This is a genomic window from Bilophila sp. T19-St14 (assembly GCF_059728385.1).
The window spans coordinates 299,388-313,960 of the sequence record NZ_BAAGFT010000001.1 but is presented as its reverse complement, the minus strand read 5'-3'; the positions used below and the strand labels follow the sequence as shown (position 1 = coordinate 313,960).

Here is a 14,573-nt window from a genome sequence, read left to right as displayed (position 1 = left end):
AACACTCATCGGGGCGGTTCCGGGATATACGGCAAACAACAGGGCTCCCCGGCCCCCGCCTTTCTGTTCAGAGTAATAGCCTTATGGCTTAAGTACAAGGGCACAAAAGCATGCCCTCCCCTCCCGCACATAAAACCGCCCTTACTGCTGCGTAGCCACCACGAGATCAATAAGTTCCTGCGGCAACGTGTCCGGGAAAAGATTCCAAACGGGCCGCGTTTTCCGCTTCAGCTCCTCAAGCTCGGCTTCCGAAGGTTTGGAAACCTCAAGGCCATTGGCCTTGAACCGCTTGATCGCCTCCTCTTCCGACTGCGGGGCCAAGATTTCCCGCTGATACTTCAATGCCTCGGCTGCCGCTTCCCTGATGATGCCCCGAACCTGCGGGTCAAGCCCTTCCCACCATTTCTTGTTGGCGCTCAGGATCTGCATGCTGTAATTATGCTGTGAAGCGAAGGCGTATTTGAGGATGTCCTCATGCTCAGCGTTGAGCAGGAAAGAAAACGTGTTGCCTTCACCCCCCACGATGCCTTCCTTAAGCGCGGTGTAGGTTTCACCCCACGCCAACGGTTTCGGCTTCATGCCAAGGGCTTTCGCCACTTCGACCTCAACGACGGAAGCCGTCGTGCGGACTTGGACGCCCGTCAGATCCGCGACGGAACGGATCGGCTTTTTCACGCTGAAGAAATCCCTGTAGCCGTATTCGCAGTACATGATCGGCTCAAGGCCGACCTCATTGAATTTCCCCTTGAAATACCGGCCAAGCTCGCCGTTATCCAACGCTTCATACAAATTCTTCTGATACTTGACGCTTGTGATGTACGGCAGATCGAAAACCATGAGCGACGGCACCACCCACGTCAGGTTCGGGCTGGAACTGACCGCCATTTCGAGCCCGCCGGTCAGCGCGCCTTTGAGCATGACGACATCGCTCCCCAGAACGGCATTGGGGAAAACATGCACCTTGATCTTATTCTTTGACTTTTGGGCGACCAATTCCGCAAACTTTTCAAAGGCCAAAGTGGTGTGATGCCCCGGCGGGCACGGATGCGCCACCCGAAAGCGCACCTTGGGGCCGGAATATTCCGCATACGCGGAAACCAGCGCCCCACAGATGAACATCAGAACCGTGGGCAACAGCAGCACACGGGTTATGTATTGCAGGAGATTCCGTTTCATTCCTATTCCTCGGTGTTGGTGTAGCGTTTCTTTTCCGGCAGCGCCGGACGGCACAGCCGCCAGACTCTTTGAAAAGAAACGCCACGCCGCACAATACCCCAAAGAGGTATTTTCTCTCAAAAAACAGGATTCCGTGCTCAAAAAGCGCCATGAATCGTTCAGGAAAGGTTCTCCTTTCTCAGAATCACCCTACCCTAAACCGTTCTTGCGAAGAAATCCATAGTCATTTCATGGCAAAATCAATCCATGCATCCTTATTCACTTTTTCCCGAAATATCCTCCGAGCGCTGCGGATGGATGCGGATTTGCTCAATGCGCAGCCCGTCCATGGAAGCGACCGTCCACAAATGCCCCCAGAAAAACAGGCTCTCCCCCGCAGAGGGAATATGCCCCAGCCGCTCAAGCAGCAACCCGGCCATAGTAGCGCAGCTCAGTTCCTCTTCCGGCTGGATGCCCAACGTATGCAGCCCCTCGTCCACAGCCATGCGTCCGGGAAGCAGCCATGATCCGTCAGGCTGATGGAAGGAATCCGGCTCAGGGGCCACATCCCCCATGTGCCCGGCGATGGCGGATAAGATGTCCATAGGCGTCACAACGCCCACGGCGCTCCCGTATTCATCCAAAACGATGCCCATCGGGGCGGGGTGCTGCCTGAAGGCGTCCAGCACGTCGGGAAGACCGGTATGCTCGAAAACCATGGGGACGGGGACAACGGAGGCCTCAAGCGAAAAACGGCCGGTCTTCTGGTAACGCCACAACAGTTCGCGCAGATCCACGACGCCGAGCACTTCGTCGGTATCCCCGCGCATGACCGGAAGGAATGCGTGCTTCGACGCGCCCACGAGCTTGAGAAGGGCTTCCGGCGACTCGTTGCTGTCGAGCCACTGCACCTTATGACGGGGCGTCATGATATACCGCACGGTACGCCCGCCAAAACGGATGACCCGTGCGACAATGGCCCGCTCTTCCGGCCTGAACACCTTGTCCCGGCAATCGGAATAGCCCAGCGCGGCCATCTCCATTTCCGTCTCGCCGCCGGGGAGCGTGGTTCCGCCCAGCAGCTCCAAGACCGCTCTGGCGGCGGACTCACGCAATCCGCGTGTTGTGATCCTGTTCCTCCGGTTCCGCAGCGCCAACTGGTTGAAGGACTCCACAACTATCGAAAAACCAATGGCCGCGTAGAGATACCCCTTGGGAATATGATAGCCGAGCCCTTCCAAAATAAGGCTTAGGCCGATCATCAGCAAGAAGCCGAGGCACAGAATGATGACCGTGGGGTGCCTGTCCACGAATTCCGTCAACGGACGCGAGGCCAGCAACATCGCCAGGACGGCGATGATGACGGCCAGCATCATGATGGAAAGCTCCTTCACCATACCTACGGACGTGATGATCGAATCCAAGGAGAATATGGCATCAAGCACCACAATCTGCGTGATGACCTGCCAAAACACGGCTTGATGGACGGCTTTTTCTTCCGTGGGCTGATACCCTTCCAGCCGTTCGTGGAGTTCCATTGTCCCTTTCAATAAAAGAAACAGGCCGCCGATGAGCAGGATAACGTCCCGTGCCGTAAACGAGTGGCCAAACACGGAAAACCACGGCTTTGTAAGCCCAATCAGCCATGCCACCGTGGAAAGCAGTGCCAGACGCATGATCAGGGCAAGCGAAAGGCCAATGATAAACGCATGCCTGCGCTTGTCTTCCGGCAGCCGCGAAGACAAAATGGAAATAAAAACAAGGTTGTCGATACCGAGCACGACTTCAAGCAGGATGAGCGTGCCCAACCCGCCCCATGCCGTGGGTTCTGCCACCCACGAAAAATCGAGAAACATATACGCTCCTTCCCCGAATATGGGGAACGCCGTTGCGATTGAACGAATGCGATTGGACAAAAAGGACTAGGCCGGTCTGGACGTTCAAGCCGCCGGGGGCGAACGGGGGCAAGCGTGGCAAGAATCCCAGTCATGGGGAAATATGGAAACGGCTGATGAAATGCTGCCCCGCCGCAGGAGTATCCCCGGGCAGAAACAGTTTCCTGACAGTGCTGCAAACGAGCTGAAGGCATGCCCCCGTTCCAAACGGGACGTACTGGGGGCGGAACATTCATAAGGGGTATATGCAGCCCTCCCCTGCTCAGGGAGGCCCCATACCTCCCCCTCCCCCAAGGAGGCCCCACCGGGCGGCAAGACAAGGGGAGCCGGGCAAGGCTCCAAAGTGTGTTCCGTACACGGAAACACCGCAGCGGAATCAAATGAATCGAAGGGAAAAGGATTTCCAAGCGGCGGGAAAAAGAGAAAGCCCCCAGCCATGACAAAGGCGAGGAGCAAAGAGAGGCGTGTTCGTATGGGAATGTCCACAGGGCAATACTGCAATGCCATGCCCGCAGATGTCAAGCGGCCTCCCCGGTCGAGGCATCCGCCTTTTCGATGATTTTCTAAAAAATTTATTTTGGGTTTCACATAGTTGAAATGCGGTTTTCATTGCAGCAGTGAATATCTCCCCTAGCCAGCATGCCGGACACGGCCCCACACCCCCTTTCCGTGCACAGCCCCAACTGCGTCCTCATGAAAACAATAGTTTTAAAAACATTTAATCATGTAAAATAACACGGAAAAATTTTTAAACGGAAATTTTTTTCTGAAATGCATATTTTTTTGTTGACAGTAAGGAGCGTTTTTACTAAACCCCTTTCTGCGCGTTGGGCTATCGTTCAATTGGCAGGACGACGGATTCTGGTCCCGTTAATCGTGGTTCAAGTCCACGTAGCCCAGCCAACACGCACTCAGACGTCCCCATCGTCTAGCCGGCCCAGGACAGCGGCCTTTCACGCCGTCAACAGCGGTTCAAATCCGCTTGGGGACGCCAAATGAAATCAAAGGGTTACATGAAAATGTAACCCTTTTTTCGTATGTGGGGCAAATTTGCCCCACGCTATGCCCCACAGATTTGGGAAAGTCAGGGAAATTTTCTTCAGGTTGGGTAAGGGGGGATTTCAGGGGAAGCAATGACCGGAATTTCGGGAAGAATCCAAGCGTCCTCCCCCACACGATACCCAGCAGTTTTAAAAATACATCCACAGATGAGAAAGGCATCTTCACAGGCGGGGGATGACTTTCTTTGTATTTTTTACGATCACCGAGGGAGGAGCCGAACATTCAGTCTTGACCTTTGTACTCCCGTGGGAGTATGTTTCTGCCAAGGGGACTTTCATGATCAGAAAGCTTTTTCATGGCTCACAGAACATTGTCGAAACCCCACTTTGGGGATACGGAAAACGATACAACGACTATGGGCTTGGCTTCTATTGCACAGACAGCCTTGCGATGGCGAAGGAATGGGGCGTTGGAAAGGGGCAAAACGGTTTCGCCAACTGCTATGAAATCAACTGCGAAGGGCTGTCCATCCTTGATCTGAACAGTGCGGCATTCACCATTCTGCACTGGCTGACCGTTCTTTTGCAGAATCGGGAATTTGATATTCCGTCCGGTCTTGCTTTCGAGGCCAAGGCGTATCTTCTGGAAAATTTTTCCATTCCGTATGAGCGTTACGATGCCATCATCGGCTACAGGGCAGACGACAGTTACTTTTCCTTTGCTCAGGATTTCATCAACGGTACGATTTCGTATCGACAGCTTACCAATGCCATGCACCTTGGCAAGCTGGGGCAACAATTTGTTCTGAAAAGTCCGCTGGCTTTTGAACGTATCCGTTTCCTCGGCTACGAAGTCGCAGAAAGCGAATTGTGGTACGCCAGAAAGATGGCTCGCGACCATGCCGCCCGGCGTGAGTATTTTGATGTTGAGCGCAATCGCAGAAAGCGCGGCGACATCTATATCACCCATATTCTTGATGAAGAGATGAAAAGCGATGATGCACGCCTACGACAAGCTGTATCTTGAAAAGGCTCGTACCGCGCTGGGGCGTATGCTGGACTTTGCCGTCCATGACCTGAAGCACGATCTGTCAGCATTCTTCAATCTGTTTATCGCTTCCGGTATTGCCGAGCGTTTTGAGCATGGAGATTTCACCATTCTGGCAGGCAAGTCGGGAATAGAGCTGGCCTATATGGTTCTTGATGAAACGGAATTCGACTATGAACGTCTGACACCCCGGTTCACGGCGGGACGTAGTGAGGAGTATTGGACGGGATGGGCACTTGCCTATTACCAATGGCTTACGGCCATGAAGTTTGCAGACATCATCAGAGCCGTACCCATCAGGGAAGTTTGCGCACTCTATTCGCCGTATCACGAGATGGATATCCGGCATTTTGCAGACAAAATGAACGAACTTTGTCTGCATCAAAGAACGAAAACACGTCTGAAACAGCTTCGTCATCTGGTTGGTCTGAGCCAGAGAGAGCTTGCCGAGAGATCGGGAATCTCCCTGCGTACCATCCAGCAGTTTGAACAACGGAAAAAGAATATCAACAAGGCCCAGATAGACACCCTGCTCCCGTTGAGTATGGCTCTGTATTGTGATGTGAGAGATCTGCTTGAGCCGCTGGATCAGGCCGCAGCAGAGTAGGATCAAGGGGAGTTGCCTGAAGTCCTTTTTTCGTTATGAGGAAAATTGTCTCATGCTCTGCCCCACAGATTAGGGAAAGTCAGGGGAATTTCTGTAAAGCAGGGAAAAGGGGCGTATGAAGTCGTCAGATACCATTTCAGAATATTCAACCTCGTCGACCATCTCTGCTGCTATGGAACAGCGCATCCAAAATGAACTCACGCGTGTTGAGCAGGCGCATGGCGTGAAGGTTCTTTATGCGTGCGAGTCCGGCAGTCGCGGCTGGGGATTTGCCTCGCAGGATTCAGACTACAATGTGCGCTTCATTTACGCACACCCTGCGGATTGGTATCTTGCCGTGTGCCCGGAAAAACAGCGTGACGTGCTGGAGAGCGGCATCGTCAGCACTCCAGATGGCGTGCTTGACTGTTCCGGCTGGGATGTTCGCAAGGCCCTCCGCCTTCTGCAAAAATTCAATGGGGCTTTGCCGGAATGGCTTACATCACCTATTGTTTATCGAAAGCAAGGCTCCTTTGCTGACCGTGCCCTTTCAGCCGCCACACAAGGATTCTCGCCGCTCACCTTATGGCATCACTACAGGAGCATCCGCAACAAAAGCCTTGAACGCTTCCAGACAAAACAGACTGCCAAGGTATGGCTGTATGCCTTTCGGCCCATGCTTGCCATGTTGTGGATAGAGCGCGGGCTGGGTATTCCGCCGACGCCTTTCGAGATACTTGTGCGCGAACTGCTTTCTCCGCAAGAACAGGCAGAAACCACTGTGCTTGTGGCGCATAAACGTTCCGGCAAAGAGAACGATCACGATTTCGTGCCGCCGCCCATTCTTGCGGCTTTTCTTGACAGGCAGCTTGCTCGTGAATCAGAAGATTGTGTTGATATTCCGGCTGCCAGGGCCATGCCGAATATGGATGCTGTATTTCGGTTGCTGTTGAGGGAGACATTTATTTAAAGTATTTACCTGTTGAAATTATCAGAATACAACTGTGGGACTCCGTTCGTTATGAGGGGATTCGTGAGAAACCATTTTCCACTGCTGGGCACAGCGCAGAGCTCCGTTTGATAAACTCAGATAGAAAATCCCCTTGTTAGAGAGTAATGCTCGAAAATAGTAGTGTTTAAATATCTTCTAAATCTGGCAAGTAATTTTTTATAGCGTTTTTCCAGCAATCATTATTTGCACTGCTAATTTTTCTAATAATATAATCTTTATAAGAATCATTTGTTAACCCGAAATAATGCCCTATAGAATTAGAAAGGCTTTTATAATTGAAAATAGCAAGCACTTTTTTGTAATCTCTTTCTTCAAAAGCTTCTTTGAATTTCTTTTCTATGTCAGGCTTGATATTTTCAATAGTTATATTTTTATAACTATCACTTAACCTCTGTGATAAATCACCTACATCTGCAGAGCTTATATCTATACATGTAAGCTTATATTTGATATTAGCAATAACTGCTTCGAGTATCATTTTTTGCATCTGATTTTTAAACCGGTCATTAATGATATGATTTTTAATTTTTTCTATTCGTGAATCATCTGTAAATCCAAGCTCCCTATTGACTTCATAAAGTATTTCTTCAATGATAAAAAAATTTTCTACTTCTGCAACGTCAATAGTATAAATCCCGTCATTAACGAGGCTATTAATTTCCTGTTGAGATCGATAATCTCTATCTATAATTCCAAAGCATTTTAGATGATGTAATTGAGCACTTCTCTTCATGGCTTTAGTTCTAAGGATAACCTCAGTGCAACTTCCACACGGTACAACAAAATAATCTTCATATATCTTTGAATACAATTTAGTATCATAACTTCCTGCAGTCCCTTCAACAAATATAACAGGTCTGCGGTTACCAAGAATGCTTAAAAGCAACTCCTCAGGTAGATCGCTATCTTGAATTTCATCCCAGTCCCAATTCGTACCATCATAATTTTTTACCCAAAATTTTTTTGCTTGTTTGTGATTAGCTGCAAATAGAGTATCATGGGTTATATAAATAAAAAGAATATCTTGTCTTTCATTTTCGATAGCAGCCCAAAGTCTATTCATGATAGAATGATGAAGATGAAGCTCTGGTTCGTCTACGATAATAATTTTTTTGTCTTTAGGAACGCAAATTGCTTGAGATATTAAATATAAAGCTGCTCTTTCTCCATCACTCATATTCCTCCCTGTGTACTCTACTTGGCTACTCTCTTTTTTAAGAATACATGTTACTTTACCGTCTTTAAAAGAAATATCTCTATGTGGGAAAATTTTTTCCCATACTTTTTTTAGTTTGTCTGTAGACATCTCTGGAACATTATTATGGTTCCTGCTATTTCTCTCACACGCCCTACATTCTTCAATAAATAAATCTTGCTCTTTATTTTTTAATGCCAATAGTGCAGATAATACATAGTCAAAGTCATTGGCTACAGACGATATGTAATTATGTTGGCTTCCGTCATATGGATATCTACTGTTGTTATTTCGTTGTGGAGTTTCATTCCCAAACATGAGCAAATTGCTTGCTTGTTCATAACTCTTTTGTGGAATATACTTTTCAAAAATGAGAGCTTTTTGAGCTCCAATACGGTGTACCTCCAGTGGGGCTCTTTTTTCTATCGCAATACCAATGCTACTTTTTCCAGAGCCATTTGCACCTATTATAATTATAGAATTATCTTCAACTGTGTATTCAACATATTCTTGTGTTCCTTTTGGCAATTTAACTGTGTAGCTCATTTCAGAAATCCTGTAGTTAAAAATTTAATCAATGTTCTGCTTTAACTCCCCACGAAACGCCTTAGCCAATATAGCCTTTTTCATCAAGTCGATTTGCTCAAGCACGTTTTCAGCGGAGTCCTTGATTTTTTGTTCCTTTTCAAGAATGTCGTCAATGATACGGGTGATTTCTTTTTGTTCAACAATAGATGGTAAATGTAAAGTTAGTGAAGAATAGCTTTTGACATTGAAATGAGCAAGAGCCATCCCTCGTTTATTTGCCGCAATAGATTTTTTCCCTAATGGTGAATTTGTAAAATAACATAAATAATGTGATGTTACTTTTTGAGTATTTGGAACTGCAATTAATATATCAATTGCGTTATATCCATCAAAATCTTTTGTAACAATGCAAGCAGTACCGGGGTTACCAGACCGTACTACAAGGACATCTCCCTCGTGTACGATACAACGTTTATTGTCTTTCATACCCCTGTCATTCAAATAAACCCAATCAAAATTATCGACTCGGTTTTCCCTTACATTAGCAGAACGGAATGCGGGAGTTCCGCTATTGGCGTCGGTATAATACTGCGACGGTTTAATGACGATACCAACTTTTACATCATAGCATATATCTGACACGACAACATTCTCCCAACTCTCCCGCGAAACACCGTTTTCCTCCCGCCATTTCGCCGTCAATTCCCCGGTAAACGCCTTGTGCAGAATGGCGGCCTTGCGGATTTCAAAGCTCTCTAGGGCGGCTTCTGCTTTTTCTTTGGCTGTGTCCAGCTTGGCGAACAGAAATTCTATGTGGCTAACGATTCGTTCCTGAACGTCAATGGGAGGGAGGGGAACCTTTGTTTTGTTAGCATTGATAATCGTATAAGTATCAACGGTTGTCCCTGCTGACATTTCATGAATTTGGTTGTCAATAAATACACTTTTGAACAAGTAATATATAAATTTTGAAAAAAAACTTTTTTATTTTTAAGCCATATAATATTACCATCCTTGAAATAAAATTCATTTTTATCATTAACAACATATGGAACACCTATAGTTCCAACGCCACTAATGAGAATATCATTTTTTGATGGCACACCATAACAATGTTTTATATTTTCATATAATGCTTTATCTATAAAAAGTTCATTGTCCACATAACCATATTTAGAAAGCTTAACTAATTCCCTTGTTCTGTAAAACGGAATACCTGATTCTCTCCAGTCTGATTTATGAATTCTTTTACTTGAGGTTATTTCATACCCTGTACGCAAATAAACCCACTTCCACCCCTGCGGCAGAGCATACGGCTGTTCCTCCACGGGAATCTCCGCAGGGATGGGCAGGCTTTTCTGCCTTTGTCCGGCGTTCTTTCTGGGGCGGGCCATCAGCGGGCCTCCTTGCCGGTCAGAACCTGAAGTTCGCGTACTACGCCCTTAAGCAAATCAACAGCTTCTTCAAGCTGGGCGATGCATTCTTCGGCACTTTCGATGGGGTCGGGCAGGTCGCCATGATCCAGCACAGAGGCATCACGAATCAGGCCAAGGTCAAGGCTGTTGCCCTTGGCGGCGATGTCCTCACGGCTCAGGACGCTCCACCGTTCGTCAGCGATGCTCTTTCTGTCCGGCGCATCATAGGCCGTTTCAAAGGCCGTAAAATGCTCCTGCCGGAGAGGGTTGGTTTTGCCAAAGGAAGGCATGTTGGTACGGAGGTCATAAAACCAGACTTGGCGGGTATTGCCTTTGTCGTTCAGACCGCGCTGGAAAAAGAGGACATTGGTCTTGACGCCCTGCGCGTAAAAAATGCCCGTGGGCAGGCGCAGCACTGTATGCAGGTCGCACTTGTCCATAAGCTCGGCACGGATGCGCTCGCCGTCGCCATCGGCAAACAGCACGTTGTCCGGCAGGACAACAGCGGCCCGTCCGCCGGGCTTCAAACTGCGGTAAATATGCTGCAAGAAATTGAGCTGCTTGTTGCTGGTGGCAAAGGCAAAGTCATCACGGGCAGCCCGTTCCCCGCCCTTCTTGGTGCCGAATGGCGGATTGGTCAGCACAAGGTCATAGCCTCTCATGTCCTTTCCCAAGGTGGAAAGGGTGTCGCCCAAGGCTATCTTGCCTTCAATGCCGTGCAGCATGGCATTCATCAGAGCCAGACGATGGGTATCGTGTACCAGTTCACAGCCGCTGAAGGCCGCATATTTCTGAAAAGTCGCCACATCCTCGGACAGCTTGAAATAATCATCGGTCCGCGCCCGTACATACCGATCTGCGGCTATCATAAAACCAAAGGTGCCGCAGGCCGGGTCATTACAGCTTTCACCGGGCTGGGGGCGCATGAGCCGTACCATGACATCAATAAGCACACGCGGCGTAAAATACTGCCCTGCGCCGGACTTCTTTTCATTGGCGTTCTTTTCCAGCAGACCTTCATACAGGTTGCCCAGCCCTTCTTCCTGAGCGGAATACCAATCCAAGTCATTGATGCTGGAAATGATCTTTTCCAGATTCTTTGGCTCATCAATATTGGACACAGCCCCCTGATAAATCTGGCGCATACGGCCCTTGCTGTTTTCACCCAGCTCTGTGAGGAGCCGTTTATAAAAGCTCTTCAGCTCAATGCCGCTCCTGCGGGTCAGCTGATCCCAGCGAAAGGCAGGGGGAATGCTGTCTTCTTTGCCAGTTTCTTTGGCCATTTTGAGGAAAAGGATATAGGTCAGCTCAGTCACATACTGATGGTAGGTTATCCCGTCATCCCGCAGGACATTACAGAGATTCCAGAGTTTGGCGACAATTTCCTGTGTTGTCATGCGGCACGGCCCCCATCGTCATACAAGTAGGTATTCAGTTCAGCCACGATACTCGCTAAATTGTTATGAAAGAGCTTGTCCAAAGCCGCCCTTGCCGCGAAAAGCAGGATGGGAATCAAAACTCGCTACGGACAGCACAGACTCATTACGCAGATAGTTTGCCATCCGGTCAATCCACTTTTCTTCCGTTCGGGAAAAGCTATGGGCTGTTTTCAGCCGCTCAATGGCACGCTGGATGCGTTCCTCATGCCCCAGCAGCTGGGCATTGATGCCATAACGCCGGATAAGACTGATGATGTCGGCAACGATCTTCGTGCTGCTCATGCTGTTCAGAGCGGAATTGAGCTGCCGGACGGTAAAGCCTTCACGCCCCAGGGCAAGGCGCAGACTCTTGAGAGTCTCGCGGGTCAGGTCTGCCGGACGGGTACAGATGATATTGAGGGCCGCCACTTCGTTACGGTTGTTCTGCACAAAGGCGGCAAAGGCTTGCAGATAGTCCTGCGGGGCCAGATTGCCCTTGCCGTAGCCGCGTGTGTGGGAGGTAAGGACATCCTCCTTGGTATCAATGACGATACCCCTGCGGCCAACATAGCCCTCATTCTGGATAAGCTCGAACAGGCCGCTTTTGGAGAGCAGCAGAGCCTTGGCCTCGCGCGGGCGCATATCCTGAAGACGCTCTATGAAATCGTCGGGGCTGTCTCCGGCCATGTCGGTAAACTGCTGGAGTATCTCCTCCGTCATACTGCGCTTGCGCCGATTGAGCTTGGCAATGACCTGATTGATCTGGTTCAGAATCTGGGCAGGCTCCTCCATCACCTCCAGTCCCTCCAGCAGCTGCGGAAAAGTGGCGGACGAATTGACAGCCACAGGCTTCATACTGCTGACCGGCTCAAGAGTTTTGTACAGGCCCACGGCGTCATATATCTCAAAGTGTGACTTCTGGATGGTCGGGCAAAGACGGGTGGCGCGGCCCAGCATCTGCTCGTAAAGGATGCGGGACTTGACGCAGCGCAGAAAGACAAGGCGGCATATCTCAGGCACGTCGATGCCTGTGGTCAGCAGATCCACCGTAACGGCAATGCTGGGGAAGGCTTCGTTCTTGAAGCGTCGGATGGCCTGATCAATGGCCTTGCGGTCGCCTATACTGCCCGTAATCTTCATGATGGCGTCCGTATCCACCAGCTCTCTGGCATAGATTTCCTTGAGGATACGCACGATCATATCAGCATGCTGGTCATTGACGGCATAGATGAGCGTCTTGCCGGAGGAGGAGGCGGCGTCCTCAGGGTCGATGTGCTTGGCTATCTCTTCCAACACAGCGCGGTTGAAGTTTTCATTGACCACACTTTTGTTGAACTGAGTTACGTCAAAATCAAGCTCGTCTTCCAGCAGCTCGCCATTGTTCACTACGCCAGTCTGCGGGTCATAGGTGACGATCTGATCCCCATGTCTGTAGTGGATGCCCGCTTCACTCAAGCTGGTCGTGAGCTGATGCGGTGCGTCATGGTCCACCAGATAATCATCAATGACAGCTTCTCGATAGCTGTAGTGAAAAATCGGCGCGCCGAATATCTGCGTGGTCTGGAGTGCGGGCGTGGCCGTCAGCCCGATTTTAACTGCCTGAAAATAGTCGATGACTTCCCGATAAGTGCTTTGGTACTCGCGCTGGTCGCGGTACAGGGCCTCGTCATCGCTCATCTCTTTATCGAGTATGTAGCCTCGGTGAGCTTCGTCCACAATGATGAGGTCATAGTCAGTAACAGCGGGCATTGGCTCACTGTCTTCACTGTAAAGGATGCGGCGAGCCATGCCCTGCACGGTAGAAACATGCACACGGGTATCTTTTTCGATATATTTATCTGACAGCTCTTTGATGTTGTAAATTTTGGCTAAAGGCAGAAGCTCCTCAAGCTGCACATCCTTAAAAACATCAATGGCTTGTGTGCCGAGGGCATTGCGATCCACCAGAAAAAGGATACGGCGGAAACGCCCGCTTTTCAAAAAGCGGTACATCATGCCCAGCACGGTACGGGTTTTGCCAGTGCCAGTGGCCATAGCCAGCAAGGCAGTCTGTGCGCCCTTGGCAAGAGCCTGTTCTGCCGCACGGATGGCACGCAGCTGATAGTCGCGCAGGTTAAGGCCATTGGGGTCGGTGAGCAGGTCTTCGGGCATGGACGCAAGGCGCTCGGAGGCCGTTTGCACATCCTGATGCAGCAGTTCCTCCAGACCGGTGGGGCTGGGCCAGCCGTGCAGAGCCTGCGGAGCATTGGCAGTATTCCGCAAATCCTGAAACCAGATGCCGGACTTTTCCACCCACTGCTTGAGATAGGGCCTGCCATTGGTGGCGAAGATGAAGGGCACACGATAGCCACGCCAGTCGCCAAGCAGGAAGGGCGCATTGTCAGGGTGGATGTGCCGGGCGTAGGTCTTGCACTGCTGGTCAAGAACGGTGGGGATGTCCTTATGGGCTGCCTTGGCCTCGATGATGCCCACAAGCGATGTGCCCATGAAAAGGGCATAGTCGGCAAAACCGCGCCGCCCATTCGGCAAAAGTGTGGGCCATTCAGCTATGGCCATATGGTGTCCAGAGCGTGGACGTACACCCTTGGAGTGACGGAGATTTTCGGTGTCTGCCTCCCAGCCGACCTTTCGCAGCTGTTCGTCGATACGCAGACGGGTTTCGGCTTCCGAAATCTGGCGCAGAGAGGATGCCTTTTCAGCACGGGTGCGGCGGATCTCTTCGCTGACGGCGGGTGTTGAGGCGGCACGGGTCGCCGCCTGCTCCATGATCCGCTTGTCCTCAGATTCGGAGCTTTCGGAGGCTTCGGCGGATTCAGAGTTCACGGAGGCTGTCTGAGATGAGGATGATGTGGAGGGCGCGGAGGTCTCGGCGCATTCCGGCTTCGAGAACAGAGACGGGCGGAAGTGCTCATCCGCATAGGTTTGATAGAACCAGACACAGAGGCTGCAGGTGATCTCTGTCAGAGCCAGCGCCTTTTCGGCAGGGGGCGCGTAGCCCTCGTGGGCCGCCTTGTTGCGGGCCTTGCGGAGCAGGTGGAAGGCATCAGCCACATTCTGGGGCAGACATCCGCGCCGATGAAGAATATGCAGGCGTTCTGCCGCGTCACAGCGTTCAGGCAGGGTGACGCGATCCATGATCGCCATGACCTTCACCATGCCCTCGCACAGCAGACCGAGCTTGAGCAGGCAGGAATGGGTATCGGAACGCCAGTAGCGTTCCGCCAGAATACCGACCTGTGCGAGTTCAGGAAAGGATTCCTCCAGAAAAGCGAAGTTCGATGCCATGCCAGCCTCGTCCGGCAACTGGTTTCAGAAAGAAC

General features: G+C 50.4%; 10 protein-coding genes and 2 tRNA genes. 5 read left to right on the top strand and 7 right to left on the bottom strand.

The annotated features are described in order from the left end of the window. Positions 1-141 precede the first annotated feature (141 nt). Positions 142-1,176 (bottom strand): TRAP transporter substrate-binding protein, encoded by a 1,035-nt coding sequence (locus AC6I1V_RS01315; protein WP_486854421.1) that lies wholly within the window; start codon positions 1,174-1,176, stop codon positions 142-144. A 254-nt stretch (positions 1,177-1,430) separates the two neighbouring features. Then, complete coding sequence (locus AC6I1V_RS01310; protein ID WP_302553387.1) at positions 1,431-3,011, bottom strand: TerC family protein; 1,581 nt, start codon at positions 3,009-3,011, stop codon at positions 1,431-1,433. An 867-nt stretch (positions 3,012-3,878) separates the two neighbouring features. Between AC6I1V_RS01310 and AC6I1V_RS01305 the strand changes: the two genes are divergently transcribed. The 5 genes from AC6I1V_RS01305 to AC6I1V_RS01285 all read left to right on the top strand — a co-directional run bounded on the left by AC6I1V_RS01305 (position 3,879) and on the right by AC6I1V_RS01285 (position 6,655). Continuing rightward, a tRNA-Gln gene (locus AC6I1V_RS01305) sits at positions 3,879-3,953 on the top strand. A gap of 14 nt (positions 3,954-3,967) precedes the next feature. Beyond that, positions 3,968-4,044, top strand: a tRNA-Glu gene (locus AC6I1V_RS01300). Positions 4,045-4,388: 344 nt separating this feature from the next. Continuing rightward, positions 4,389-5,078 carry a DUF3990 domain-containing protein gene (locus AC6I1V_RS01295; RefSeq protein ID WP_482331843.1) on the top strand — a complete coding sequence of 230 codons (690 nt, stop codon included), beginning with the start codon at positions 4,389-4,391 and terminating at the stop codon, positions 5,076-5,078. Then, the gene (locus AC6I1V_RS01290; RefSeq protein WP_482331838.1) at positions 5,047-5,706 is read left to right on the top strand and encodes a helix-turn-helix domain-containing protein; all 660 of its coding nucleotides are present in this window, start codon (positions 5,047-5,049) and stop codon (positions 5,704-5,706) included. The genes AC6I1V_RS01295 and AC6I1V_RS01290 overlap by 32 nt, the downstream gene beginning before the upstream one ends. Positions 5,707-5,821: 115 nt before the next feature. Further along, entirely contained in the window at positions 5,822-6,655 is an 834-nt protein-coding gene (locus tag AC6I1V_RS01285; RefSeq protein ID WP_486854422.1) for a nucleotidyltransferase domain-containing protein, read from the top strand. 166 nt (positions 6,656-6,821) lie between these two features. On the opposite strand, the gene AC6I1V_RS01280 is transcribed toward AC6I1V_RS01285, so the two are convergent. The 5 genes from AC6I1V_RS01280 to hsdR all read right to left on the bottom strand — a co-directional run bounded on the left by AC6I1V_RS01280 (position 6,822) and on the right by hsdR (position 14,538). Further along, positions 6,822-8,438, bottom strand: a complete 1,617-nt coding sequence (locus AC6I1V_RS01280; protein ID WP_497736800.1) for a DUF4435 domain-containing protein — start codon at positions 8,436-8,438, stop codon at positions 6,822-6,824. A 24-nt stretch (positions 8,439-8,462) separates the two neighbouring features. Then, positions 8,463-9,335, bottom strand: coding sequence for a restriction endonuclease subunit S (locus AC6I1V_RS01275; protein ID WP_486854785.1), 873 nt, complete (start codon positions 9,333-9,335; stop codon positions 8,463-8,465). Then, positions 9,230-9,814 carry a restriction endonuclease subunit S domain-containing protein gene (locus AC6I1V_RS01270; RefSeq protein ID WP_486854786.1) on the bottom strand — a complete coding sequence of 195 codons (585 nt, stop codon included), beginning with the start codon at positions 9,812-9,814 and terminating at the stop codon, positions 9,230-9,232. The genes AC6I1V_RS01275 and AC6I1V_RS01270 overlap by 106 nt, the downstream gene beginning before the upstream one ends. Next, a complete protein-coding gene (locus AC6I1V_RS01265) occupies positions 9,814-11,232 on the bottom strand; it encodes a class I SAM-dependent DNA methyltransferase (RefSeq protein ID WP_486854787.1) in 1,419 nt (472 codons plus the stop codon). The genes AC6I1V_RS01270 and AC6I1V_RS01265 overlap by 1 nt, the downstream gene beginning before the upstream one ends. Positions 11,233-11,295: 63 nt before the next feature. Then, positions 11,296-14,538 (bottom strand): type I restriction-modification system endonuclease, encoded by a 3,243-nt coding sequence (hsdR, locus tag AC6I1V_RS01260; RefSeq protein WP_486854788.1) that lies wholly within the window; start codon positions 14,536-14,538, stop codon positions 11,296-11,298. Between the last annotated feature and the right edge of the window lie 35 nt (positions 14,539-14,573).

What these genes read in the sequence shown, in the direction of transcription:
- AC6I1V_RS01315 (WP_486854421.1), bottom strand. Translation starts at nt 1,176, where the DNA reads ATGAAACGGAATCTCCTGCAATACATAACCCGTGTGCTGCTGTTGCCC.
- AC6I1V_RS01310 (WP_302553387.1), bottom strand. Translation starts at nt 3,011, where the DNA reads ATGTTTCTCGATTTTTCGTGGGTGGCAGAACCCACGGCATGGGGCGGG.
- AC6I1V_RS01295 (WP_482331843.1), top strand. Translation starts at nt 4,389, where the DNA reads ATGATCAGAAAGCTTTTTCATGGCTCACAGAACATTGTCGAAACCCCA.
- AC6I1V_RS01290 (WP_482331838.1), top strand. Translation starts at nt 5,047, where the DNA reads ATGATGCACGCCTACGACAAGCTGTATCTTGAAAAGGCTCGTACCGCG.
- AC6I1V_RS01285 (WP_486854422.1), top strand. Translation starts at nt 5,822, where the DNA reads ATGAAGTCGTCAGATACCATTTCAGAATATTCAACCTCGTCGACCATC.
- AC6I1V_RS01280 (WP_497736800.1), bottom strand. Translation starts at nt 8,438, where the DNA reads ATGAGCTACACAGTTAAATTGCCAAAAGGAACACAAGAATATGTTGAA.
- AC6I1V_RS01275 (WP_486854785.1), bottom strand. Translation starts at nt 9,335, where the DNA reads ATGTCAGCAGGGACAACCGTTGATACTTATACGATTATCAATGCTAAC.
- AC6I1V_RS01270 (WP_486854786.1), bottom strand. Translation starts at nt 9,814, where the DNA reads ATGGCCCGCCCCAGAAAGAACGCCGGACAAAGGCAGAAAAGCCTGCCC.
- AC6I1V_RS01265 (WP_486854787.1), bottom strand. Translation starts at nt 11,232, where the DNA reads ATGACAACACAGGAAATTGTCGCCAAACTCTGGAATCTCTGTAATGTC.
- hsdR (WP_486854788.1), bottom strand. Translation starts at nt 14,538, where the DNA reads ATGGCATCGAACTTCGCTTTTCTGGAGGAATCCTTTCCTGAACTCGCA.